Raw genomic sequence first — 24,399 nt, forward strand, 5'->3', positions numbered from 1 at the left:
CAAAAGGCCTTACTCATTTCGCAATGCCTTTACAGGATTTGCCAGTGCAGCTTTTATTGCCTGAAAACTTACAGTTACCAGCGCAATACATAAAGCAGCTAACCCGGCAACAGCAAAAATCCACCACTCAATATGAATGCGGTAAGCAAAACTTTGTAACCATTTATGCATGGCCCACCATGCCACCGGAAATGCAATTAACGATGCCACTAAAACAAGTTTTAAAAATTCTTTGGAAAGCATTTGCGTTACCTGGCTAACACTTGCACCCAACACTTTCCTGATACCAATTTCTTTCGTGCGTTGCTCTGCAGTGTAGGTTGCCAATCCAAACAAACCAAGGCAGGCAACAAAAATGGTAAGCATAGAGAAGAGCGTAAGTATATTACTTGTTTTTTGCTCTGTTGAATATGTTTTATTAAAAAGATCATCCATAAAATTATATTCAAACGGTTCTTCGGTTTTATAATTATCCCATGCTTTTTTCATAGTTGCCAACAAACCGGAAACGTCAGTTGTTTTAATTTTAAATATCAATCCGCCTTCAGGTTTCAATGTCATATATAAAGGGCTTACGGCTTCATGCAGTGATTTAAAATTGAAATTCTTTACAATACCAATTACGTGAAAAGGAACATTGTTACCCCTGTCACTATTCTGCCGTATTATTGTTTTACCAATAGCGGTTGCATTGTTCCACCCAAATGCCTTTGCAGCTGTTTCATTCAATATAATAGCAAAAGAATCAGTTGCAAATTCACTGGAAAAATTTCTCCCGTTAATCATCTTCATTCCTAATGTTGGTATATAGTTTTCATCAATATGGTAATCTACGCCATTAACAATGAGTTTATCATTTCCCCGCGGATATGCCAATGCGTTATTGTAATTACTTGGGCCGGCAGGCTTGTACCAGCTAACGGTTGCATTTACAATGCGTGGGTCTTGCAGCATTTGCTGTTTAAAAACTTGTTCATTATTACCCAATACATAAGAGTTAGGAATAGTAATAAGTTGTTCTTTATTAAAACCAAGGTCTTTGGTTTGTATATATTTCATTTGCTGGTACACCACCATCGTTCCTATTATTAATGCAACAGAAATAAAGAACTGAAACACTACCAGGCCGCTTCTCAAACCAAAATCTTTATGGCTGATTGTAAGCTTACCTTTTAATACAGCAATTGGTTTAAAAGATGATAAATAAAATGCAGGATATAACCCTGCAACAATGCCCACAATCAATCCTAAACCAATAAAAGCAAGTGCAGGTTTTGCATCAAAGTTTAATTGTTTACCTGAAAAATTATTGAATGCAGGCAAAGCCAGTTCTACTATTACAAATGCAATAATCAATGCAAAGAAGGTTATCAGTATGGATTCAGATAAGAACTGTTTAATTAGCTGAAACCTGCCGGAGCCCGCCACTTTTCTCACGCCCACTTCTTTCGCTCTTTTTGAAGCACTGGCCGTTGAAAGATTGATGAAATTAATACAGGCAACCACTAACATAAAAATAGCTACTCCGCCAAAAATGTAAACATAGGAAGCATTGCCACCGGGTTCAAATTCGTTATTGGTATCGCCATACAAATGAATAGCAGTTAAAGGCTGCACCGAAAAACCAAGCGAATTTCCTTTACTGGTAAATTGCTCAAGGCTTACACCCATTTGTTGCTGTATTTGCGGGCCCATATATTGTTTAACCATGGCAGGAAACCGGGCTTCCATCTTTTTTAAATCTGTACCGGGTTTTAATAAAAGATAGGTATGGTAGCCGCCGCCCATCCAGGTATCGGAATTGTAATCGCCAAAACCCGTTAAAGCGGTAAACATATCAAAATGAAAATGTGCATTGGCAGGAATATCTTTAATAATGCCGGTAACGGTATAGGGCTGGTTATTATCAATAGTGAGTGTAATAACTTTGCCTATTGCGTCTTCATTTCCAAAATATTTCTTTGCCGCGGATTGCGTCATTACTACGCTATGCGGATGCAGCAAAGCCGTTTTGGCATTGCCCTTTATCATTGGCAAAGTAAAAATGCTGAACACGTTTGCATCGGCAAATGCCAAAAAATCATCTTTAAAAACTTTGTCTTTGTACAAAATTTTGGGATTGCCCCAGGGAAGTAGTCTTACAGCATCCTGTACTTCCGGAAAGTCTTTTTTCATGGTAGCGGCCACGGGCGGCATGGTAACGCTTTCATTTATTTTGCCGCCATTAATATCGGCTTTAAAAACAACCCTTACAATGTTGTTGGCATTGGCATTAAACTTATCATAACTCAATTCATCCTGCACGTACAACATAATAATAAAGCAGGTTGCAATACCTATTGATAAACCAAGAATATTAATAAAGGAGAATAATTTATTCTTCCTCATATTCCGCCACGCGGTCTTGATGTAATTTTTAAACATAAGTTTTCATTTTTGCTAATTGCTTTCACCATTAGCTGTTAGCTATTTTATTCCGTTCTTAAACTTTTCACAGGATTTATCAACGCGGCTTTTATGCTTTGATAACTTACGGTTATTAACGCAATGCTTATTGTAAGCAACCCTGCAACAGCAAACATCCACCAGTTAATATTGATCTTATAAGCATAATCCTGCAGCCACCTGCTCATGGCCCACCAGGCTGCGGGAAATGCAAGCAGGAATGCCAGCACCACCGGTTTTAAAAAGTTAAGCGATAATAATTTTACAATGCTGGATGAAGAAGCGCCGAGTACTTTACGCACACCAATTTCTTTGGTGCGTTGTTCTGCTGTAAATGTTGCCAGGCCAAACAAACCAAGACAAGATATGAATATGACAAGAAAGGCAAAAATGTTGGCAAGCTTGCTTACCACAGCTTCACTTTCATATAATTTGGCATATTCGAGATCGGAGAATTGATAAGTGAAAGGAAATGCGGGATTAAGTTGTTTATATAATTGCTGAAGCTGCGCAATGGCTTCCTTTGTTTTGCCTGCTTTGATGCGCACTAAAATTGTTCCCCAACTCCAGTTCTCATCCAGGCGCATAATTAAAGGCTCGATATTTTCGTGCAGGGAATTGAAATGAAAATCTTTCATCACACCAATTACCTTGCCTTCATGATTACCCCAACTGATAGTTTTGCCCACAATATCTTTCAAGCCAATTTTATGAACAGCGGTTTCATTCAATAAATAAGCAACAGAATCGGTGCCATAATCTTTTGAAAAGTCGCGGCCAGCCTGCATTTGCAGGTTCATCGTTTTTACAAAATCATACCCCACAACACCATCAGCAAACGATACGGTTAAGTTCGGGTCTTTGCCCGGCCAGCTCATTCCGGTAATATGATGGGATATAGCGGTGGGCGAATTGCGCATCTTGGAAACATTCACAATAGCAGTGTTGGATAAAGCATTTTGTTTGAAGAGATCATAGTTTTTTATAAGGTCGCCTTCAATAGGAATGTACACAAGATTATCGCGGTCATAACCAAGATTTTTTGTTTGAATATAGTTGAGCTGCTTATATACAATGATCATTGCGATCACCAAAAACACACTCATGGCAAACTGAAAAACCACCAGCGCTTTTCTAAAGAAAGTGGCGCTCCAGTTAAATTTCAAACTGCCCTTTAAAACACGCACTGGCTTTAACGATGACAGGAACAGTGCAGGGTAACTTCCGGCAACAAAACCTGTAATCACCATTAAACACAGTATAATAAACCAGAAAGAAGATTGATAAAAAGGCAGCGATAATTGCTTCCCTGTAAGCTGGTTAAACGCAGGCAAACTCAATGCCGTTAATATAAGGGCAATAATGACGGAAATAAAAGTAAGCATGATGGCTTCGCCAACAAACTGCGCAATTAATGTGGAACGCAATGCACCAACAACTTTTCTTACGCCCACTTCTTTTGCCCGCTTTGCAGAACGCGCCGTAGCAAGATTCATAAAATTAATGCAGGCGATGAGCAAAACAAAAACAGCAATCAGGCTGAACAGGTTTACATACTCAATTCTTCCACCATCTAAGTAACCATCCTTAAAATTAGAATGCAGGTATTTTTCAGTGAAGGGTTGCAACGCCAGCTCCATTATAAAGCTTTTATCTTTTTCCCTGTAGTTATAAATAAAATCTTTGATCTTAACCTGCACCTTAGCTGCATCAGCGCCGGGTTTTAACTGAATAAAAGTTTGCGGGCTTGTATTGCCCCAGTTGTGTACCCAATCATTTTGTTTTACAAAATCGCCCCATGTTCTTAAGAAATCAAATTGTTGTGATGACCTTGCAGGCACATCATCAAACACCGCCGTTATTTTTAAATCTTCCTTATTATCAAAGCGGATTATTTTATTGATGGCATTTGATGCATTGCCAAAAAAATATTCGGCCATATTTTTTGATACGGCAATACTGTTAGGCTCCGTTAAAGCTGTTGTGGCATTGCCCTGTAATAAAGTATAGCTGAACATTTTAAAAAAATCTTCACCGGCAAACATGCCGGTTGATTTTTTTATTTTTTCTCCCGCTTCAAACGTGCTGCTGCTGCCCGGCGCCGCTACATATTCAAACCCGCTTGCATACTGAACTTCAGGAACCGTTCGTTTCAACTCTTCGGCCAGGAGGCCTTGTGTGGGATAACCGGCATCTACTTTTCCATCAAAATAACTGCGTTCATAAACCTGGTATAAATATTTACCGTTTTTATGAAATGCATCTACATTTTTCTCATCATTTACCCAAAGCATTATCATTAAGCTGCAAGCTAAACCCAATGCCAAACCCATGATATTAATAACAGAAAAGCCTTTACTGCGAATGATATTTCGCCAGGCTGTTTTCAAATAATTACTGAACATACCGGAATTGTTGAATAAATAAATATTGTTATCGGTTAAGGCGGGACAATATTAATTATTTCAGCTTTTATCAATCAATCCCGGTGCCATTGTTGCAAATGAGTTTATACTCAATGCATTAAAGAGTTATTTATATTTAAAATTGTCCGGAATCGGACAGTTGTGATTTTATAAGCGAACGATTAAGCGCTTTGACGATGGAGCTTATTTCTTGAATTGTCAAACGTGAATGCAGTTCGTTATAATGAAGACGGGTATTGATATGCTACATGCAACTTATCAGGCCGTTTCCATTCATAGCAACCATTTAAACCTTTCACGTTTAACGATTCACCATTCAAGCTATTCATTCACTTCGCAATGCTGTAACCGGGTTAGCAACCGCGGCTTTAATTGCCTGTATACTCACCGTTATTAATGCAATTAAAATAGCTGCCATGCCGGCAACAACAAATATCCACCAGCTCAGCGTTGTTCTGTAAGCAAAACTTTGCAGCCAGGTATGCATGGCCCACCATGCCAGGGGAAAAGCAATAACAGCGGCTATCAATACAAGTTTGGCAAAATCTTTCGATAGCATAGTAACTATGCCGCCTACACTTGCACCCAAAACCTTGCGCACGCCAATTTCCCTGGTACGTTGTTCGGCCGCATATGTAACTAATCCAAACAAGCCAAGGCAACCGATGAAGATGGCAAACACAGCAAACGTTATAAAGAGTTTACCTGTTTGCTGTTCTGCTGTATAAACTTTATTAAAATCATCGTCCATAAAAGTATAGCTGAAAGGCTGGCCTGCTGTGGCGGCGTTCCAACGCGTCTCAATGGTATTTATAACCGAAGCGATATTCTTTGTTTTAATACGAACGGCAATGCTGCCCCAATTTTCGCGTAACTGAATTACAAGCGGGCCAACATTATCGTGCATGGAACTGAAATTAAAATCTTTTACAACGCCCACTATATGATAAGGGATGGCGGCGCCTATAACATCATTGCTGAAATCCGGGCGGTATAATGTTTCCTTGAGCGGTTCTTTCAGGCCAAGCACTTTTACAGCCGCTTCATTCAAAATAATACCGGAGGAATCTGAAGGAAAATTTTTTGAAAAATTCCTGCCGTTTGCTATCTCCATTCCAAGTGTTGGTATGTAATTTTCGTCTATATAGAAATTGGTTAACACTACTGCCTTGTTTGCATTCATTGCAGCATCACGAAACCAGCCTTCGGTATTGAAGCTGTTGCCTGTGGGCAGGTCACCGGAAATGCTTGCATTTTCAATTCCTGTAATATTCAACAGCTCATTCCTGAATGAATGAATTTGTTTATCAAGATACCAGGCGTTATGCAATACTAAAACCTGGTCGCGGTTATAACCAATTTTGCGGCTGCGGATAAAATCAAGCTGGTTATAAATTACAATCGTTCCAATGATAAGTATAATGGAAATGCTGAATTGAAAAACCACGAGGCTGCTGCGCAACCAACTGCTCTTAAACCCCTTTGCTATTTTTCCTTTTAATACATCTATAGGCTGGAATGATGATAAATAAAATGCAGGATAGCTGCCGGCAACAAAACCCACTGCAATAACCAGCGCCAGCATTACCGGGAACAACCATGTTGAGAAGAGTGTACCGATGCTCATCTCCTTACCGGCAAGCTGGTTAAACAGCGGCATTAACAGCATAGCTATTGTAATAGCAAGCACCAGCGAAAACAGGCATATTAAAATTGATTCCGTTAAAAACTGTATGATAAGATGTGTGCGCAGCGAACCTGCCACTTTTCTTATACCTACTTCTTTGGCACGGTTGGCAGAACGCGCTGTTGAAAGGTTCATGAAGTTTACGCAGGCAATCAATAAAATAAAAATGGCGATAACAGAAAAAATATAAACATAAGTAATGTTGCCGTTAGCCTCTATTTCATATTGTTTATCTGAATGCAAATGAATATCGGTCACGGGCATTACATAATAATTAAAATGGCCGCCGGTTTTTTTAAGATCGTTTAATGAGGCATGCAACTGGTTCTGCAGTTCTTTACCCAAATAATTATTGATGGTAGCATCTACATCTTTTTGCAATTGCTGTTTTGTTACGCCAGGCCTTACCAGCACATAGTTATACCTATTATTGCTTAGCCAACTTGGATTGTCTTTTCCGCGTGGGCGGATAAAATGAAAATGAAAATGTGACTGCTTGGGTATATCTTTTATTACACCGGTTATTTTGCAATAATTATCGTTGTCAACAATTAAAGTTTTGCCCAGCACATCTGTTGTATTGAAATACTTTTTAGCCGTGGTTTCGTCAATCACAATTGAATTAGGATCGCGTAAGGCAGTTAACGGGTTGCCTGCAACCATAGGCAAAGCGAACACTTTAAAAAAAGTAGAGTCTGCAAAGGCCGCGTGATCATCCTGTACGTTGCGGTTATCTTTTTTCACAAGAATGCCGCCCTGGTTCTCAACCCTCGTTATTTCTTCCACTTCGGGAAAATCTCTTTTTAAAGCGGGGCCAAGCGGGTCGGGCGATACCGCAAAAATGGCTGAAGTATTATTAAAAAATATATCGGCATCTATGCGGTATATACGCTCTGCATTGGGGTAATATTTATCGTAACTTAATTCATCCACCACATATAACACGATCAATAAGCAAACGGCCAGCCCCGATGCCAGCCCGATAATGTTAATGGCCGAAAAGCCCTTATTTTTCCATAGGTTGCGCAATGCAACTTTCAGATAATTTTTAAGCATTGATATAAATTAAAAGTTAAGCAGTACGCAGGTATTACGTTTTATTCCGCTATATGTTACCACTTCGTTGAAAATTTTTACACCTATATTATAATAACAAGAGTCATTTTATAAAGAGGTTGCTCAATTTGGTTACTTTACCCTGCAGTTTGTATCTTCAATTTATTTTAAAAGATTCGCCACATGAAAAAAGCATTTTTAGTAATTATAACAACTGCATTAATGTTTACAAGCTCGCATATAAACGCTCAGCAAACTGCATTAACCGACAAACAAATAAATGCATGGTTTGCCAAAAAAGACTGGCTTGGCGGCGCCCCGCTTCAACCACATAAAACAATAAACAAGGCTGAACTGGCAAGGCAATATCAGCTTAATCAATCTTATTGGGACAAGGCTTTTGCCTTTTTGAAAAATAATGATCTCGAAAAATTAGGCGCAGGCAGGTACGCCATTGATGGCGACAATGTTTATGCTATGATAACTGAAGCGCCTACCAAAAATTTAGACGATGCAAAATGGGAATCGCATCATAACTATATAGATTTACAGGCAGTAATCAGCGGAGAAGAAAAAATCGGCATGACACCTGTTTCAAAACTCACCGTAACAATGCCGTATGATGCTTCAAAAGATTTAGCCAATTATTCCGGCGACGGAAAACTCTATGATGCTTTCCCCGGCACCTTTTTTCTTTTTTTTCCCGGAGAAGCACACCGGCCGGGCATTACTACAAACGGCAACAAGCCCGATAAGAAGCTTGTTATAAAAATCAGGTACGCAGAATAATCCCTTTTTAAGTTTATTGTCTTTTAAATTTTAAAAGATTAATGCAGCGTTGCATTTAATCACGGCATGATTTTTAATCTTCTTTCAGTAAGAGATTGATCATGGCAATAAAACTTATAAAGACACCACTATACATTTTGCTGATTTTATTGGCTTCCTGTGCCTCAAACAAAAAAACGGCAGGACCTGTGAGCTATGCAAAAGATTTGCCTGAACCTTATGCTACCAAATCAAAAATGAATTTCAGTAATGTGGTTGGCTGGAAAGAAAATGAAAAGCCCATTGCGCCGGAAGGATTTAAGGTGCGTTTATATGCTGAGGGTTTTTATAATCCCAGATGGATGTATGTAACGCCAAACGGCGATGTGCTGGTTACGGAAGCCAACACCGAAGTTGGTTTTTTCAAGAAGATCGGCGCTGTTATTATTGGCGCTAATAAAGCAGATAACCTGGGCAAAAGCGCTAACCGCATTACCATTTTGCGGGATGCGGATGGAGATGGCATCCCAGAATTAAAGCAAACTTTTATTGATAATTTAAACAAGCCTTTCGGAATGCTCGTGCTTGGCAAATGGCTGTATGTCGCCAATACCGATGCGTTGGTCCGCTTTCCTTATACCCCCGGTGAAACCCGTATAACAGCAAAGCCGGAAAAACTCATTGACCTGCCGGGCGAAGGCCGGCACTGGACCAGAAATATTATAACAAATGCCGACAGCACTAAAATTTATATTGCCGTGGGCTCATCAAGCAATGTGGCAGAAAATGGCATGGATAAAGAAATAAACCGTGCAGACATTTTGGAAATTAATACAGATGGCAGTGACATGCGGGTGTATGCATCTGGCCTGCGCAACCCTGTTGGTATGGCATGGGAACCTGCAACAGGCATTTTATGGACTGCCGTAAACGAGCGGGACGAATTAGGGGATGATCTCGTGCCCGATTATCTTACAAGCGTGAAGGAAGACGGGTTTTATGGCTGGCCTTATTTTTATTATGGCACACATATAGATCCGCGGCTGAAAGATGAAGCGGCTAAAATATTGGTTAAGCAGGTAATTGTACCCGACGTTTCACTGGGTTCGCATACGGCCTCGTTGGGTTTGGCATTTGGCAATAAAAGTAACTTTCCCGAAAAATATAAAACAGGTGCTTTTATAGCGCAGCATGGTTCCTGGAACCGTTCGCAATTATCCGGTTATAAAGTATTATTTGTTCCTTTTAAAAACGGAAAACCGGCAGGGCCGCCGGAAGATTTTCTTACAGGATTTATTGTTGATTTAAATAAAGAAAAAGTACATGGCCGGCCGGTAGGAATTGTGTTTTTGAAAGACGGTTCAATGCTGCTTACAGATGATACAAGCAACCGCATCTGGCGCATAACCTATACTGCAGGCAAATAATATTCTTCACAAAAAGTTTATAAATCAACTCCTACTAATTTGGTAGGAATTAAAATTATTGCTAATCTTGCATCATGAATTATCCAATCAAAATGGATTTTTTTATGCATACAGTGCGATGTTGCAGCCTGCATAATAAATACATATAGTATTATAGTTATAACCCGATACATCTTCTGAAAGCAATTCATTCATTAATAATAAATATATTACCATGCAAACACAAAACAACAAGGGCAAACTGCATATCCGCATTGCCGTGTATGGGCTTAAAGTAGTTACAAACAAGATAGCCGCGTTAATTCGTGATGGTAATCCGCAAACATTAAATTTCATTGTTAATAATAAAGAAATAGGTGAAGACGGATGGCCGGGTCAAAAGAAATCCATAACGGTGGTTTACAGTTATGATGATGGCCCGCTGTTCATAGCGGCCGCAAGGGAAAGCGAAGTCTTAACTGTTGGTATTAAAGAGTTTGAAAAATCAAATTTAGCGCCCAGGCAAACGCCTGTGCATGAGCAAAGATTATCTGTTCTTGGCGCTACATACGGGCCCAATGATGTAACCTATAAAATTAAAACCCTCATAAGCCCATTTAATACTTTATCTTTTAAAGCAGATAATTTCACTTTTGGCGATTCATGGTATGGGGTAGCCAAAACGCTTATTATAATTTTAGGATTTGGCAAAGATGTCATGCTCGTAGAAATGTTTGTAGAGCGCGAGCAATGCTATATTGACCTGAAAGATTTTTCTCTTGCTAATTATACTGTGATGATTGCCTAGCTGAGACCTTATTTTTCCTCCGGGTTTTTTATTGGCATAGCAAACGGTAATGATTGCTATGCCAATAAATCAAAGCCCTCAGGCACTATTCTTTATTCTTAAACATATCCCTCACCGTGATGGTGTTCGCCAATTTCTTTAATGCTGTATCATGATCTTTTACATAGGGATTATCAAGGTCCCAAACATAACCTGCCAGCACTGAACAGATCATGCTTTTAATAAGCGGGTCCTGGTTATCGGCAAAGAAAATGGTATCCAGAGTGCCGTCATACCAGCGCATTACATAACTGCGGAATGTATTTACGCCCTGCATCATGGGTTTGGTATAATCTTCTTCCCAATCCGCATCTTCACCCTTTAGTTTCTTTATAACAAGCTTTGCCGCTTTCTGGCTCGAAACCGTAGCCAGTGTAACGCCTGATGAAAAAACAGGATCCAGGAACTCCGTTACATTACCGGTAAGCACAAAGCCTTCGCCATAAAACTTTTCCGTGGTGCTTGACCAGGCTTCCAAAACCCTTGGTTCAAAAATCAGTTCTGCATCTTTAAAGCGCTCACTCAAATATGGCTGGGAGGCAATGTGTGCCCGAAATTGCTCTTCGTTGCAGCCCTGAAACTTTTTAAAAAATTCAGGGCTGCCAACAAAACCTATAGAAGTATTGCCATTTGAAAAAGGTATTACCCAAATCCATACGCCAAACTCATGCACGATAATGGTAATGCGGTTAGGTTCATCGGCCATAGCACGCTTTTCATCTGTAACGTGTGCAAACATTGCTTTGCGGGTTTCAAGGTTCGATGGCTTATCTAGTTTGAATAACCGCGGGATTACCCTGCCATAACCGCTGCCATCAACAATAAACCTGGCTTTAATCTGCGCCTTTTCACCGTTGGCATATTCAACAGTTGTAGTGGAATCAGCGCCATCAAATTCTATGGCTGTAACGGTGGTTTCATACGAAACGGGCACACCCATTTTCTCTACTTCATCAGCCAGTGCTTTATCAAAGTCGGCACGCGGCGCCTGCCAGGTCCATGCCCAGCCTTTGGTATATTGATCATCAAAAGAATAATCGCAGATTTTGCCATTCTTCACGAATTTGGCGCCCCCTTTATCCTGAAAACCTTTTGCTTTTACGGCTTCAAGAAAACCTGCTTCTTCCAGGGCTTCCATACAACGCGGCAATAAGCTTTCGCCAATTACAAAACGCGGGAATTTCATTTTCTCAACAATCTTTACTTTATAACCTGCTTTGTTTATTATAGAAGCGGCTACCGTTCCGGCGGGGCCGGCGCCAATTACCAATACATCTACCTGTTCTGTGTTCATAATATTATATTAAGTTCCGATGGGAGTAAAACAATTTGTGTGGTTAAGCTCATTTATTGTATTCAAAAAATCTTATAATCTTGCAATTGGTTCAGGCAACTTTCCTGCACTTTAATAATGTATGGCTCAGGCCTATATTATTTGTTTCCTGCACAATCTCAAATCCTGCTTTGTAAATGCAGTTCTTAAATACTTCCGAATGATACATCTGGCTGTTGCCATTTGCAAGCGCCGTAAAATAAATAGATGTTTGCTGCAGGCAGAATGCGGCCGTTTCAAAACGTTGTACATCCCAAAATGCTTCAAGAATATATACAAAGCCATTCCCGTCTAAAGCCGCATAACATCTTTTAAGTATGGATACAATTTCATCCTCGGAAAAACAATCGAGAAACTGGCTCATCCAGATGGCATCAAAACCTTTTGGAAAAGCCTGGGTTTCATCCAGGATATTTACAGGATGAAAAGAAACCCTGCCAGTTAAACCCAACGATTCCAACCTGCTTTTGGCCATGCTCAACTGCTGCGGCAAATCCATAATTGTAATATGCACATCTTTATTATAGGTTGTACTCGCTATGGCCCATTTGCCGGTGTTGCCGCCAATTTCAAGCATGTTTTTTATAGGATTATTATCGTATACATGCGGCAATACTTTTGGAAAAGCTGTATCTGAAAAGAAATGATCGAAGCCGAACCAGCTCTTTTGTACATGCGGCGGAAGTTGTGACAAGCCTTCGTAAATGGTTGGCCAGCCGCCTAATTCTTTAAGCCCTTCGGGCTTGCCGGTTTTAACGCTTTCTTCCAGGTGAAAAAGGCCTTTGTAATTAACATCATGAATAAAATTCATGTTCACATTGGTAAGCGGATCGTGCAAAATAAAATAGCCTGTTTTGGTTATTTTATAAGTACCGTTATTAAAAATAACCAACCCTATGCCTAAACCAGATTCAAGTAAAACGCGAACGCCGTAATGTGGCAACCTTACTTTTTCAACAATGGCTTCGAGCGATAAACCCGCAGCGCCGCTGTCTTCAATTTCTTTTAATATATCAAAATCCCGCAACGCTTTTGCCACCTGGAAGACCACAGGACCAAAAGCAATAAACTGTGCTAAATGTTTTGACTCTAAGGCCGTTTTGGTGTCAGTTGAAAAAAATTGCATTTATAAATTCTGTTATTTATATCCTGGCAAGTAAGGTGTAAGAATACGTATCTTTTTTAATTGAAAAAAAGTTTGCCTCGAAAAAATATTATGTGCAAAGAAAGAGGTTCTATTGATGCCATTTCTTTTTCCATTCTTCAAAAAAAACCGGGTTGGTTAGTTGCAGCGCATGTTTATCCCTGTCAAGGAAAACCTGCACAGAGCTGCCCACAGCCACGATATGATTTGTTTTGGCATTATACAAACGATAATGAAATAAAAGTTTGGCCGCTTCACAAGGTTCATATTCCGTTTCAATAAGCACCTTTTCTCCATAACGCAGCGAACGCTTATAATCACATTGCACATTCACTACGGGAACAATGTAGCCATGATTATAAAAATCCAGATACCCTATGCCATACTTACTTCCAAAAGCTTCTCTCCCATCTTCAAAATAGCGTATATAATGACCGTGCCAAACCATACCCAACGGATCTGCTTCATTAAAACGCACGTTCACTTCTATCTTTTCTAAAAGTAAATTACTCATGATCTTTTCCCGGTTTTATACTGTGTTGCATTTAAGCCGGGGTAACAGTTTTTAAATGTTTACAGCAAAAAACTAATTCCCATATTTTGATTTCCATTCGCTGTACTTCTTCTTTTCAATTGCATCAATTATATCTTTAAAAGGAGAAGCCCAATAATTACGGAATCCAAAGCCGCCAAACCTTCCCACAGAGCCTTCCATGCGTTCTGTCATCAATACTTTTTTTGTTTTCATATCCAGCAACGTAACCCACACAGCCGCTGCTTTTTTTGATTTGCTTAAAGCTTCAGTAACAAATAGCAGGCCTATACCCCCTTTATCCCCAAAATCGTAACTGCTTACAATTTGTGCCACATCATCTTCTTTGAACCTGTGAAAATCGGAGGTATTGGTTGATTTGATGGCTTCAGCATTTGCCTTTTCATTCTTTTTAGCAACATAACCTAAATCGTGATCTACCTCGCTTTTATGGAAAGCGCCGGCAAGATCATATTTTTTGGGCTCGGCTACAATCACATCGTTTATGGCATCATACTGGCGGTCGCGGATATCCATTTCGTTTGCGGTAGCATCATCTATTAATTTGGTTTGTGTAAAATCGATACCAAGATAAAAAACAGGTGTTTCACTGTTTGTAAAAACATCTTTTAATGTTTGCGCAAAAGCCCCATTAAGGCAAAGCAGTAAAGCAATAATAAGCGCATTGATTCTGTGTTTCATATTCAGTAAATTTATTTTACTATGGTTAGTTATATTTCAAGCGGATAGAAATATTATGGCCTGCAAATAAAGGTTATATATCTTTTGTTGCAAAGAATTTTAGAGATCATATTGCAAGATGATAATTGCCTTAGAAGACAACCGTGCACGGCATTTATTTTATAATCTTAATATCGTCTGAAAGCCCATTTCCACATTTCTTTCCAGGATGGTTTTTTTCCATACATTAAAATGCCTGTACGGTAAACTTTGCCGGCAAACCATGTTGTAAAAATAAACCCGAATATAAGCAGGCCCATGCTGGTAAGCAATTGCCACAGAGGCACCACATCGCCCACGCCATGTGCTATTCTTGCCATCATTACAATGGGTGAAAATAATGGGAACAAACTGCCAAATACAGCAAGGCTGCTGGTTGGCTCATTCACGGCTTTTGTCATAATAACAATACCAAAAATGATAGGCATGGTGATGGGCAGCATAAGGCTCTGCGCATCCTGCGGGTCTTCGTTCACCGCGCTTCCCACGCAGGCAAACAGCGATGAATATAACAGGTAACCACCAATGAAATAAAATATAAAACAGCCCAATATTAAAGGTATATTGATATTTACGTTACCTATCAACCCCGAATTTTTTAACGTGTCGGCCGCCTGCATAGCACCGTTTTGCATATTTGAATTATGCATTTGCGCTGCCAGTTGCGGAAATATTAATGGCAAAAGGAAGTTAAGGCTTGTCATTAAAATAATCCAGATGATAAACTGCACAAGGCCCACGGCGCCGATGCCTAATATTTTGCCCATCATTAACTGGAAAGGCTTTACACTGCTTACAATTACTTCTGCAATGCGATTTACCTTTTCTTCCATTACGCCACGCATAACCATGGCGCCGTAAATAAATAATACTATATAAATAAGGAAGCCGGAAACATACCCAATGGCATAGCTCATTCCAACTTCTTCACCCGAATCGTTTTTACCTTCAACGGTTGAAAACTGTATGTTGCCTTCTTTTTTAGCGCTGTCCAATTGTGCAGGGGAAATATTCAATGCAAGCAAACGTTGCTGTTCCAGCGCACCATTCAGCTTGTCTTCAATTTTTCCACGCGACATTAAACCCACAGATTTTTGCGTAACAATTGATATGTTTATCTTATCAAGAATATTTGCATTGGCCGGAATGATGGCATAACCTTCATACTTGCCTTTTTCTATGTCCTGCTTTAAAGATTGCTCATCTTCACCCTTTACAAAACTGAAGCTGATATTTTCATCGCCTTCCAGTTTATTATTAAAAACATTGGCTTCATCGGCTACGGCTATGTTATATTTTTCATCGCTGTTTACTGAAAAATAAATAATCATGGCATAAAAGCCGAAAAACAATAAAGGCAATAAAATAGTGGTAAGTAAAAATGTTTTCTTTTGAACGCGGGTTAAAAATTCACGGCGTGCAATTAAGGCTATCTTGTTCATTCGTACATATTTGTTTTTTCAATGGTATCACGAAACAACCTGGTGTACATTTCCCTTGGCGTGAAAAATTTTACATGGGCGTTTCATACAATCAATTCATTATTAGTTTATGCTTCCATTTTTTGAAAAGAACGGGTAGTTGCTTTGGTATCCTCAACAAGTTTTATAAATATATCGTTGAGCGAAGGCAATATTTCATTAAAGCCTTCAACATTTAAATCTTTCTCTATAAAATATTTCAGCACATCATTGCTTTTATATCCATCATTTATACGCACAACATATCTATTGGCCTTTTCTTCAGCAACGTGAAAAGCGGGGTTTTCCAATATAATGGAAGGCACGCTGCTTAACTGCACATTAAACTTATGTTCTTTAAACCTGTGTTTTATTTCCTGCACCGATCCATCCAGTACTTTTCTGCCAAGATTTACAAGCACAATATGATCGCATATTTCTTCCACCTGTTCCATTCTGTGCGTGCTGAAAATAATGGTGCTTCCTTTTTGTGCAAGCCCATAAATTTCATCTTTAATAAGATTGGCATTTAAGGGGTCAAGCCCGCTGAAAGGCTCATCGAGGATAATGAGTTTGGGCTCATGCAAAACGGTGGTAACAAACTGCAGTTTCTGGCTCATGCCTTTACTCAAATCTTCCACTTTTTTATTCCACCAGCTTTGCATTTCAAGTTTCTCAAACCAGTATTTTATTTTCTGAACAGCATCGCTTCTGCTTAACCCTTTTAACTGGGCGAGATACAGCGCCTGGTCGCCTATCTTCATTTTTTTGTAAAGTCCCCGCTCTTCAGGCATGTATCCTATTTTAATAATATCTGTAAGCGGATTAAATTTCTTTCCATCTAAAATAACTTCGCCTTCATCGGGATAAAAGATGCCGGTTATCATACGCAGCAGTGTTGTTTTGCCTGCTCCGTTCGGGCCAAGCAAACCAAAAATGCTGCCCTGTTCTATTTCCAGGCTTATATCGTCAACTGCCTTTTGCGTGGCAAAATATTTTTTTAAATGATGGAGTTCGAGAATGTTCATGCAAGATTGAATTTTCGTTTTCAAATGTAACTGTAAATTAATTGAGGCAGCCAATAGTCCCGTTTCTTTCCTATCTCATTTTAGCGCAAAACAAAACAGGTTTTATCCTTTACAGCATTTATTTGTGTTGAACGGCTGAATTTATCTTTTGAATGATGGCTTCGGCCACCCGTTCCCCATCCATTGCGGCACTTACAATGCCGCCCGCATAACCGGCACCTTCGCCGCATGGATATAAATTCTCCAACTGCGGATGGTTTAATGTTTTTTCATTACGCGGAATGCGCACAGGCGAAGATGTGCGGCTTTCTGTAGCTACCACCACTGCTTCATTCGTAAAATAACCGCGCATTTTTTTATCAAACTCTTTAAATGCCTGTTGCAATGATTTATGTATGAAAGACGGCAGCAGTTCTTTTAAAGAGGCACTTGCAATGCCCGGTAAATAACTGCAGCCCGGCAAATCGCCAGATATTTTATTATTGGAAAAATCCACCATCCGTTGTGCCGGCGCAACAAATTTTCCGCCGCCGGCTATATATGCTTTTTGCTCAACAGACTGCTGAAAATACATAGCAAGCAATGATGGCGGGATTGTTTTTAAAGGCCGATGATACTCTTTATAATTCAGCAAATCTTTTTCTTCTACCTGAACTACAATACCACTGTTGGCATAAGGGTTATTACGTTTGCTCGGGCTCCACCCATTCACAACCAACTCGCCTTCATTTGTAGACGCAGGCGCAATAATGCCACCGGGACACATGCAAAAACTAAATACCCCTCTGCCATTTACCTGCTGTACAATGCTGTATGATGCGGGCGGCAAATATTCTCCGCGGTGCGTGCAGTGATATTGTATTGAATCGATGATTGTTTGCGGATGCTCTACTCTTACGCCCAATGCAAAAGGTTTTGATTCGATCTGTATATTTTTATGATGAAGTAATAAAAATATATCCCTTGCCGAATGGCCTGTTGCCAATATTATGTGTTCGGCTTTAAACGCATCGCCATCTGCAGTTGTGGCAGAATAAACACGGTTGCCTTCAATTTTAAAATCTATTAATTTTTTTTGAAATAGAAATTCACCACCGCTGTCAAGAATCTGTTTTCGCATGGCGGTTATAATATGCGGAAGTTTATTGGTTCCAATATGCGGATGCGACTGATATAGTATCTTTTCTTCAGCGCCAAACTGAACAAAGAGATTCAATATGCGTTGTATGCTGCCGCGTTTATTGCTGCGTGTGTATAGCTTGCCATCACTGTAAGTGCCTGCGCCGCCTTCGCCAAAACAATAATTGCTTTCTTCATTGATTAGTCCTTCTTTATTCAGCAGGGCAAGACCCCTTCGCCTTGCCCTTACATCTTTGCCCCGCTCAAGAATAACAGGCTTAATACCATTTTCAATTAATTTAAGCGCTGCAAACAAACCCGCAGGCCCTGCGCCAATAATCAATACTTTATTTTTTGCTTTTACAACATCTTGAAAAACTACGTTGCTTATTTCAAAGCTTCTATAAGGCTCGTCAATAAATATATTAAGTGTAAGATTAATTAAGGGTTGTTTGCTCCGGGCATCAATACTTTGTTTAACTATATTATAACCAGTTACAGATGCATCATTAATTGCCAGCGCTTTTGCTATATAATCCTTTATAATGTAAGGCTTTGCGGCTTCAGAAGGCAACAGGTTTAATGAGATTTTTTTTTGCATCCATCTTTAAGTTTTCAGTATCTTAACACTTGTGTTTCAAATTTATAGTGATATTTGTTCTATCAAATTGAAATGACAACGAAGATGCCGCTAAGTAGTTCTTTTAACATTCAGGAAAAATTTTTTGGCATTGAGTTTGAAGATATTTACTTATTAAAACGTAAGTAGTCAATTTTCTCATAAGCAGTTAGTTTTGGTTGCGGCCCCTGTTTCTACAGGGGCTTATTTTTTTCCGCAATTTTCCTTCCTATCCACTTAGAAAATACACTCCCGATAATACATCCCGCAGCATCTGCAATCATATCTGTATAATCAAAAGATCTTCCTTCATTAAGAAATTTTTGAATAAATTCAACCCCCACTCCATACAGGATAAAAAGAATGCTGATTTTAATCAACAATCCTGTTGTGCATTTCCCCGCTTTTATAAATGGCAGGGCCGATAAAAAAACAAGACCCGCAAAAAGGCCTATATGCACCCATTTATCAAAATATATTAAATCTAAAAAACTTACTTCAGGAATATCTTCTCCGGGAAGAAAGAATAAAATGCTTGCAATGATAAACCAGCCAATGGCCGGTATAAATAAGATTCGTTTTAGCCTCATTTGCGCGCAAAAATATAATAAAAAGGGCCGCATTACTACGGCCCTTTTACATATTCTTATTTGTTGTTTTAATTATAAGTTCAAATCAAAAATTAGCTAACCAATTGTTCATAAGCTTCGGCGCTTAATAAATTATCCAGATCCGCAGCGTTATTCATTTCTATTTTCACCATCCAACCTTCGCCATAAGGATCTGAATTTACAAGCTCGGGATTATTGCCCAGCGCGCTGTTTACTTCAAGTATCTTACCTTCAACGGGAAGGAATAAATCACTTACAGTTTTCACTGCTTCAACGGTGCCAAAAACATCTTCGGCATTAAGGGTTTTACCCACAGTGGGCACATCTACAAAAACAATATCCCCCAGTTCGCCTTGCGCATAATTTGTAATGCCAATTAATGCAGTTTTATCGTCAATTATTTTAATCCATTCATGGTCTTTGGTATATTTCAATTCTGCCGGAAAATTCATAGTAGAATATTTTGACTACAAATATTAATTGAAAAGTTTTAGCAGCCAACTTTAATTAATCAAATTACTATCTATTAAATAAATTTATCCGGCGTAAACCGGGAATAGAGGATGATCGGTATAGCCTTCGTCAGTTACGTTACAAAAAAAACATTATCCATAACCAAAAAAAATTCTCAGGGCCAAATAATTGTTAAGCCCTATTTTTAACGCATACAATTTCTTCCAAAATGAAAAAAATAGTTTTATTCATCACTTCCATTTTTGCCTGCTTTATTGTTTTTGCCCAAACTGATGCTGACATTGCTATTGTGCCTCAACCGGTAAAAGTTACAAAAACATCAGGCTATTTTGTGTTGCCTCAAAATGTAACCATCAATATTGCAAAAACAACAGCGCTTAAACAGGCGGCTGTGCAACTGCAGCAAAGGCTTTCCATCCCCACAGGCTATAAAGTTTCGCTAACGGAAAATGCAGCAACAGCCGTTATAAAACTTGAACTGAATAAAACAGAAGATAAAAAACTCGACAGCGAAGGCTATCATCTTTCTGTTACACCTAAAACCATTCTTATTAAAGCCAATAAACCCGCAGGATTATTTTATGGTGTGCAAACATTACTGCAGCTATTTCCGCCGGAAATTGAAGACAGTGTGCTGGTGAGCAAGGTTGAATGGAAAGCGCCCTGCGTTGAAATAACAGATTACCCGCGTTTTGGATGGAGAGGTTTAATGCTCGATGTTTCGCGCCACTTCTTTACCAAAGATGAAGTGAAGGCCTATATAGACCAGATGGCTAAGTACAAACTCAATTTACTGCACTGGCATTTAACCGATGATGAAGGCTGGCGCATTGAAATTAAAAGCCTGCCCAAGCTAACGGAAGTAGGCGCCTGGAGCGTTTACCGTGTTGGCCAGTTTGGCACATTCGCAGCGCCAACGCCGGATGAGCCAAGAAATAATGGCGGCTTTTATACGCAGGATGATATTAAGGAAGTGGTGCAATATGCTAAAGAAAGATTTGTAAATATTTTGCCGGAAGTGGATGTGCCCGGCCACAGCATGGCGGCTATTGCAGCTTATCCCGAGCTTTCCTGTTCCGGTGGTGTTAAGAATATTGGCGTTACATCCGGCGAATCTATAAAAGACTGGGACACGCACACGGCTATTTATGATGATAACCTTTGCCCCGCCAATGAAAACGTTTATGAATTTCTTGATAAAGTGGTAGGCGAAATAGCGCAATTATTTCCATTCGAATATATTCACATGGGCGGCGATGAAACCTTTAAAACTTTCTGGGAAAGCAGCGATGCCATTAAAACTTTAATGCAGAAAGAGAATTTAAAAACAATGGAAGAAGTGCAGAGCTACTTCAGCAAGAGGCTTGAAAAAATTGTTGAATCAAAAGGCAAAAGGTTCATGGGCTGGGATGAGATACTGGAGGGTGGTCTTGCACCCAACGCTGCTGTAATGAGCTGGCGAGGTGCACATGACGGCAATGCGCCAGCAAACGGTCAGCCTGTGCCCAATGGCGGTGTGGCCGCTGCAAAAATGGGCCATAATGTTGTGATGAGCCCAACGGAATTTGTTTATCTGGATTACATGCAAAGCGACCGCATTATGGAGCCGCATGTATATGCCTCATTGCGTTTAAATAAAGTGTATAGCTTTAATCCTATGCCGGCCGGTTTAACTGCCAGCGAACAAAAATATGTGCTGGGCGCACAGGGAAATTTATGGACTGAGCAAATTTATAATTACCGCCAGGTTGAATACATGACATGGCCGCGTGCATTTGCTGTTGCCGAAGATACCTGGTCACCAAATGAAAGCAAGAACTGGGATGATTTTGTGCGCCGTGTGGAAGCGCAGTTTAAACGCTTTAACGTGGCGGAAGTGAAATATGCGCCCAGCATGTACGATCCTGAATTTATTGTAAATAAAACCAGTGATACTTCCTTTACGGTAGCATTAAAAAATGAAGTAAATGGCCTGGATATTTATTACAGCTTTGATAATTCCTATCCCGACAGGTTTTATCCTAAATACACACAGCCATTAACCATCCCAAAAGAAGCAACACAAATAAAAGTTATTACTTACAGAGGCATGCAACCAATTGGCAGAATGATTTCAATGCCGGTAAGCGAACTGGTGGAAAGAGCCAACGTGAAAAAACCTTACTGGATAAAATAGTGCATCAATTCTTTTATAAAGAATAACATGGGCAAAAGCCTGCCCGTACAACTTCATAATCCCGGCCTGTGGCCGGGATTTAAATTTATACACCCACTCTAAGTAAACTTATGTTTCTAATGCATGCGGAAGCCCAATTCAAAATTCTTTACATTCGTTTATCACAATAACTTCACTTCTCTTAATTGCTTGTTATGAATATTAAAACAATTGCTGCAGGTATTCTCGTAATTATTCTTTACATCGCATGCAACGGCGCAAAAGACCAGGATCAAAATATACTTACAGAACAGGAACAAAAAGACGGCTGGAAATCATTATTTAATGGAAAAGATTTAACGGGCTGGCATTCTTACCTGCAAAAACAACCCGGCAAATCATGGCAGGTGGAAGACGGCGCTATTTACCTGCATAAAGATTCCAACAGCGTTTATGAAGATTATGCCGACCTCACCTCTGATGAAGAATTTGAAAACTTCGACCTGAAGCTTGAATTTAAAACAGATACCTGCGCCAACAGCGGCGTATTGTTTTATGTGCATGAAGATCCAACATATCAAAACACCTGGGAGACCGGGCCGGAAATGCAGATTGATGATGTGGTTTGCGGCCCCGATCATTTATCAAAAATGAACAGGATGGGCACATTGTACGATTTATATCCTGTAGATTCCGAATATGTGGGCGCATCCGGCAAATGGTATCAATACGAAATAATAGCCAATAACGGCCACCTGCAGCTTTTTGAAGAAGGGCATAAAGTGGTAGATGCCACAATGTGGGATGATCATTGGAAAGAATTGATTGCAGCCGTTAAGTTTAAAGATATGCCTGGCTTTGGCACATTCCGCAAAGGCCGCATTGCATTCCAGGGAACAGAGAATGGAAAGATATGGTTCCGGAATATTAAGATCAAACAACTATAAAGCTAACAGCTAATGGCTAATAGCTATTAGCTAAAAATTGTTATCATGGAAAACAATAATGAAACATCTTTCAATAAGAAACTCAGCCGCAAAAGTTTTATAAAGAATTCTGCATTGGCCGCCACCAGTTTTTATATCGTGCCACGTCATGTATTGGGCAAAGGTTATGTGCCGCCAAGCGATAAATTATACATTGCCGCTGTGGGTTGTGGCGGCGAAGCGGAAAGTGATATCACACATTTTGCCACATCACCACATAAAAATGCAGAGATCGCTTTTTTATGTGATGTGGATGACAGGCAGGCAGCGCCGCGCCGCAAGCAATATCCAAAGGCCGGCTTTTATAAAGACTGGCGCGAAATGTTTCATAAAGAGAGTAAAAATTTTGATGCCGTTACGGTTGCCATTCCCGATCATAATCATGCCATCGTTGGTTTAAGCGCCATGCAATTGAACAAGCATTTGTATTTGCAGAAACCTTTAACGCATGATATTTATGAAGCCCGCATTCTTACACAGGCCGCAGCAAAATATAAAGTGGTTACACAAATGGGCGACCAGGGTGCAAGCTGCGAAGGCATTAGAACCATGCGTGAATGGTTTGAAGCCGGCGTAATCGGCGATATTGAAAAAGTATATAACTGGACAAACAGGCCTGTGTGGCCGCAGGGTATACCCTGGCCAAAACAAGCTGCCGTAATTCCAAAAGAACTGGATTGGGATTTATGGCTGGGCACTGCGCAAACGACAAATTATATCGACAACCTTGTTCCGTTTAACTGGCGGGGCTGGTGGCGTTTCGGCACCGGCGCTTTGGGCGATATGGCTTGTCATATTATTGGCCCTGCATTTAAATTATTAGAGCTTGGTTATCCCACAGAAATTACCGGCAGTGCCACCACCGTTTATTCCGGCATTTTTAAAGAAGCAGATTTTGCAGAGAGCATTCCGCCATCAAGTTCTTTGCGCTATAAATTTACCATGAAAAACGGCAAAGAATTATTGCTGTATTGGATGGATGGCGGCATTGTGCCCGACCGCCCGGACGAACTGGATCCGGATGTAAATATGAACGAAGCACTGGCTGATATACCGCAGGAAAATGATTTTGAAGGCGGCAGCTTATTCATTGGTACAAAAGGAAAAGTATCCTGCGGCTGGGGCGGCAGCCATCCGCGTTTATTACCGTTATCATTGAACAAAGAGATAAATATTCCCAAAAAATATCCGCGTATTGAAGGTGACATGGATGGCCATTGGTGGCAATGGGTTGATGCCTGCATTGCAGGCTATGGCAACATGGAGGTTGACTCGCCTTTTGAAGGTTATGCAGGCCCATTAACGGAAACCGTGCTGATGGGGAATTTACTGCTACGCAGTTTTAACCTTCGCCAGCAAATAAAAAGAAAAGATTCTGTGTATGGCGAAGTAACTGATTTTATAACCCCCGGCCGTTACATCACCTATAAATGGGATGGCGAAAACATGCGCATCACTAATTTTGAAGCAGCCAATCAATTTGTAAAAAGAGAATACAGAAAAGGCTGGGGCGAGTTAAAGTTGTGATCCATTTTTTGCGCTGATTTTTAGGAACAATATAA

At 39.9% G+C, this 24,399-nt stretch carries 18 protein-coding genes; 6 read left to right on the forward strand and 12 right to left on the reverse strand.

Annotated features, from left to right (window positions below; all coding sequences use genetic code 11):
* Positions 1-9: 9 nt before the first annotated feature.
* The 3 genes from ACTHN6_RS12075 to ACTHN6_RS12085 all read right to left on the reverse strand — a co-directional run bounded on the left by ACTHN6_RS12075 (position 10) and on the right by ACTHN6_RS12085 (position 7,614).
* Positions 10-2,424, reverse strand: coding sequence for an ABC transporter permease (locus tag ACTHN6_RS12075; RefSeq protein WP_440436017.1), 2,415 nt, complete (start codon positions 2,422-2,424; stop codon positions 10-12).
* A gap of 47 nt (positions 2,425-2,471) precedes the next feature.
* Positions 2,472-4,850 carry an ABC transporter permease gene (locus ACTHN6_RS12080; protein ID WP_440436018.1) on the reverse strand — a complete coding sequence of 793 codons (2,379 nt, stop codon included), beginning with the start codon at positions 4,848-4,850 and terminating at the stop codon, positions 2,472-2,474.
* Between the two features lie 346 nt (positions 4,851-5,196).
* The gene (locus tag ACTHN6_RS12085) at positions 5,197-7,614 is read right to left on the reverse strand and encodes an ABC transporter permease (RefSeq protein ID WP_440436019.1); all 2,418 of its coding nucleotides are present in this window, start codon (positions 7,612-7,614) and stop codon (positions 5,197-5,199) included.
* A 183-nt stretch (positions 7,615-7,797) separates the two neighbouring features.
* Here ACTHN6_RS12085 and ACTHN6_RS12090 point away from each other — a divergent pair, with 183 nt between their 5' ends.
* From ACTHN6_RS12090 to ACTHN6_RS12100, 3 genes are all read left to right on the forward strand, one after another.
* Positions 7,798-8,403: a YhcH/YjgK/YiaL family protein gene (locus tag ACTHN6_RS12090; protein ID WP_440436020.1), complete on the forward strand. Its 606-nt coding sequence runs from the start codon at positions 7,798-7,800 to the stop codon at positions 8,401-8,403.
* A 101-nt stretch (positions 8,404-8,504) separates the two neighbouring features.
* Positions 8,505-9,809, forward strand: a complete 1,305-nt coding sequence (locus ACTHN6_RS12095; protein ID WP_440436021.1) for a PQQ-dependent sugar dehydrogenase — start codon at positions 8,505-8,507, stop codon at positions 9,807-9,809.
* A gap of 214 nt (positions 9,810-10,023) precedes the next feature.
* Entirely contained in the window at positions 10,024-10,596 is a 573-nt protein-coding gene (locus ACTHN6_RS12100) for a hypothetical protein (RefSeq protein WP_440436022.1), read from the forward strand.
* 85 nt (positions 10,597-10,681) lie between these two features.
* Here ACTHN6_RS12100 and ACTHN6_RS12105 read toward each other — a convergent pair whose 3' ends face one another.
* From ACTHN6_RS12105 to gcvH, 9 genes are all read right to left on the reverse strand, one after another.
* Positions 10,682-11,929 (reverse strand): NAD(P)/FAD-dependent oxidoreductase, encoded by a 1,248-nt coding sequence (locus ACTHN6_RS12105; RefSeq protein ID WP_440436023.1) that lies wholly within the window; start codon positions 11,927-11,929, stop codon positions 10,682-10,684.
* Positions 11,930-12,020: 91 nt separating this feature from the next.
* Positions 12,021-13,094, reverse strand: coding sequence for a methyltransferase (locus tag ACTHN6_RS12110; RefSeq protein WP_440436024.1), 1,074 nt, complete (start codon positions 13,092-13,094; stop codon positions 12,021-12,023).
* A 109-nt stretch (positions 13,095-13,203) separates the two neighbouring features.
* Positions 13,204-13,626, reverse strand: a complete 423-nt coding sequence (locus ACTHN6_RS12115; RefSeq protein ID WP_440436025.1) for an acyl-CoA thioesterase — start codon at positions 13,624-13,626, stop codon at positions 13,204-13,206.
* 72 nt (positions 13,627-13,698) lie between these two features.
* Positions 13,699-14,346: a hypothetical protein gene (locus ACTHN6_RS12120; protein WP_440436026.1), complete on the reverse strand. Its 648-nt coding sequence runs from the start codon at positions 14,344-14,346 to the stop codon at positions 13,699-13,701.
* 167 nt (positions 14,347-14,513) lie between these two features.
* The gene (locus tag ACTHN6_RS12125) at positions 14,514-15,827 is read right to left on the reverse strand and encodes an ABC transporter permease (RefSeq protein ID WP_440436027.1); all 1,314 of its coding nucleotides are present in this window, start codon (positions 15,825-15,827) and stop codon (positions 14,514-14,516) included.
* 107 nt (positions 15,828-15,934) lie between these two features.
* A complete protein-coding gene (locus ACTHN6_RS12130) occupies positions 15,935-16,873 on the reverse strand; it encodes an ABC transporter ATP-binding protein (RefSeq protein ID WP_440436028.1) in 939 nt (312 codons plus the stop codon).
* A 118-nt stretch (positions 16,874-16,991) separates the two neighbouring features.
* Positions 16,992-18,593 (reverse strand): NAD(P)/FAD-dependent oxidoreductase, encoded by a 1,602-nt coding sequence (locus tag ACTHN6_RS12135; RefSeq protein WP_440436029.1) that lies wholly within the window; start codon positions 18,591-18,593, stop codon positions 16,992-16,994.
* Between the two features lie 212 nt (positions 18,594-18,805).
* Entirely contained in the window at positions 18,806-19,201 is a 396-nt protein-coding gene (locus ACTHN6_RS12140) for a VanZ family protein (protein WP_440436031.1), read from the reverse strand.
* Between the two features lie 92 nt (positions 19,202-19,293).
* Positions 19,294-19,674 carry a glycine cleavage system protein GcvH gene (gene gcvH / locus ACTHN6_RS12145; RefSeq protein ID WP_090654308.1) on the reverse strand — a complete coding sequence of 127 codons (381 nt, stop codon included), beginning with the start codon at positions 19,672-19,674 and terminating at the stop codon, positions 19,294-19,296.
* Between the two features lie 230 nt (positions 19,675-19,904).
* Here gcvH and ACTHN6_RS12150 point away from each other — a divergent pair, with 230 nt between their 5' ends.
* From ACTHN6_RS12150 to ACTHN6_RS12160, 3 genes are all read left to right on the forward strand, one after another.
* Complete coding sequence (locus ACTHN6_RS12150) at positions 19,905-21,872, forward strand: beta-N-acetylhexosaminidase (protein WP_440436032.1); 1,968 nt, start codon at positions 19,905-19,907, stop codon at positions 21,870-21,872.
* Positions 21,873-22,066: 194 nt separating this feature from the next.
* On the forward strand, positions 22,067-22,798 hold the full coding sequence (locus ACTHN6_RS12155) for a 3-keto-disaccharide hydrolase (protein ID WP_440436033.1): 732 nt from the start codon (positions 22,067-22,069) through the stop codon (positions 22,796-22,798).
* A gap of 45 nt (positions 22,799-22,843) precedes the next feature.
* On the forward strand, positions 22,844-24,364 hold the full coding sequence (locus ACTHN6_RS12160; protein WP_440436034.1) for a Gfo/Idh/MocA family protein: 1,521 nt from the start codon (positions 22,844-22,846) through the stop codon (positions 24,362-24,364).
* Positions 24,365-24,399 lie beyond the last annotated feature (35 nt).

Source organism: Parafilimonas sp., assembly GCF_051953455.1.
Taxonomy (GTDB): Bacteria; Bacteroidota; Bacteroidia; order Chitinophagales; family Chitinophagaceae; genus Parafilimonas.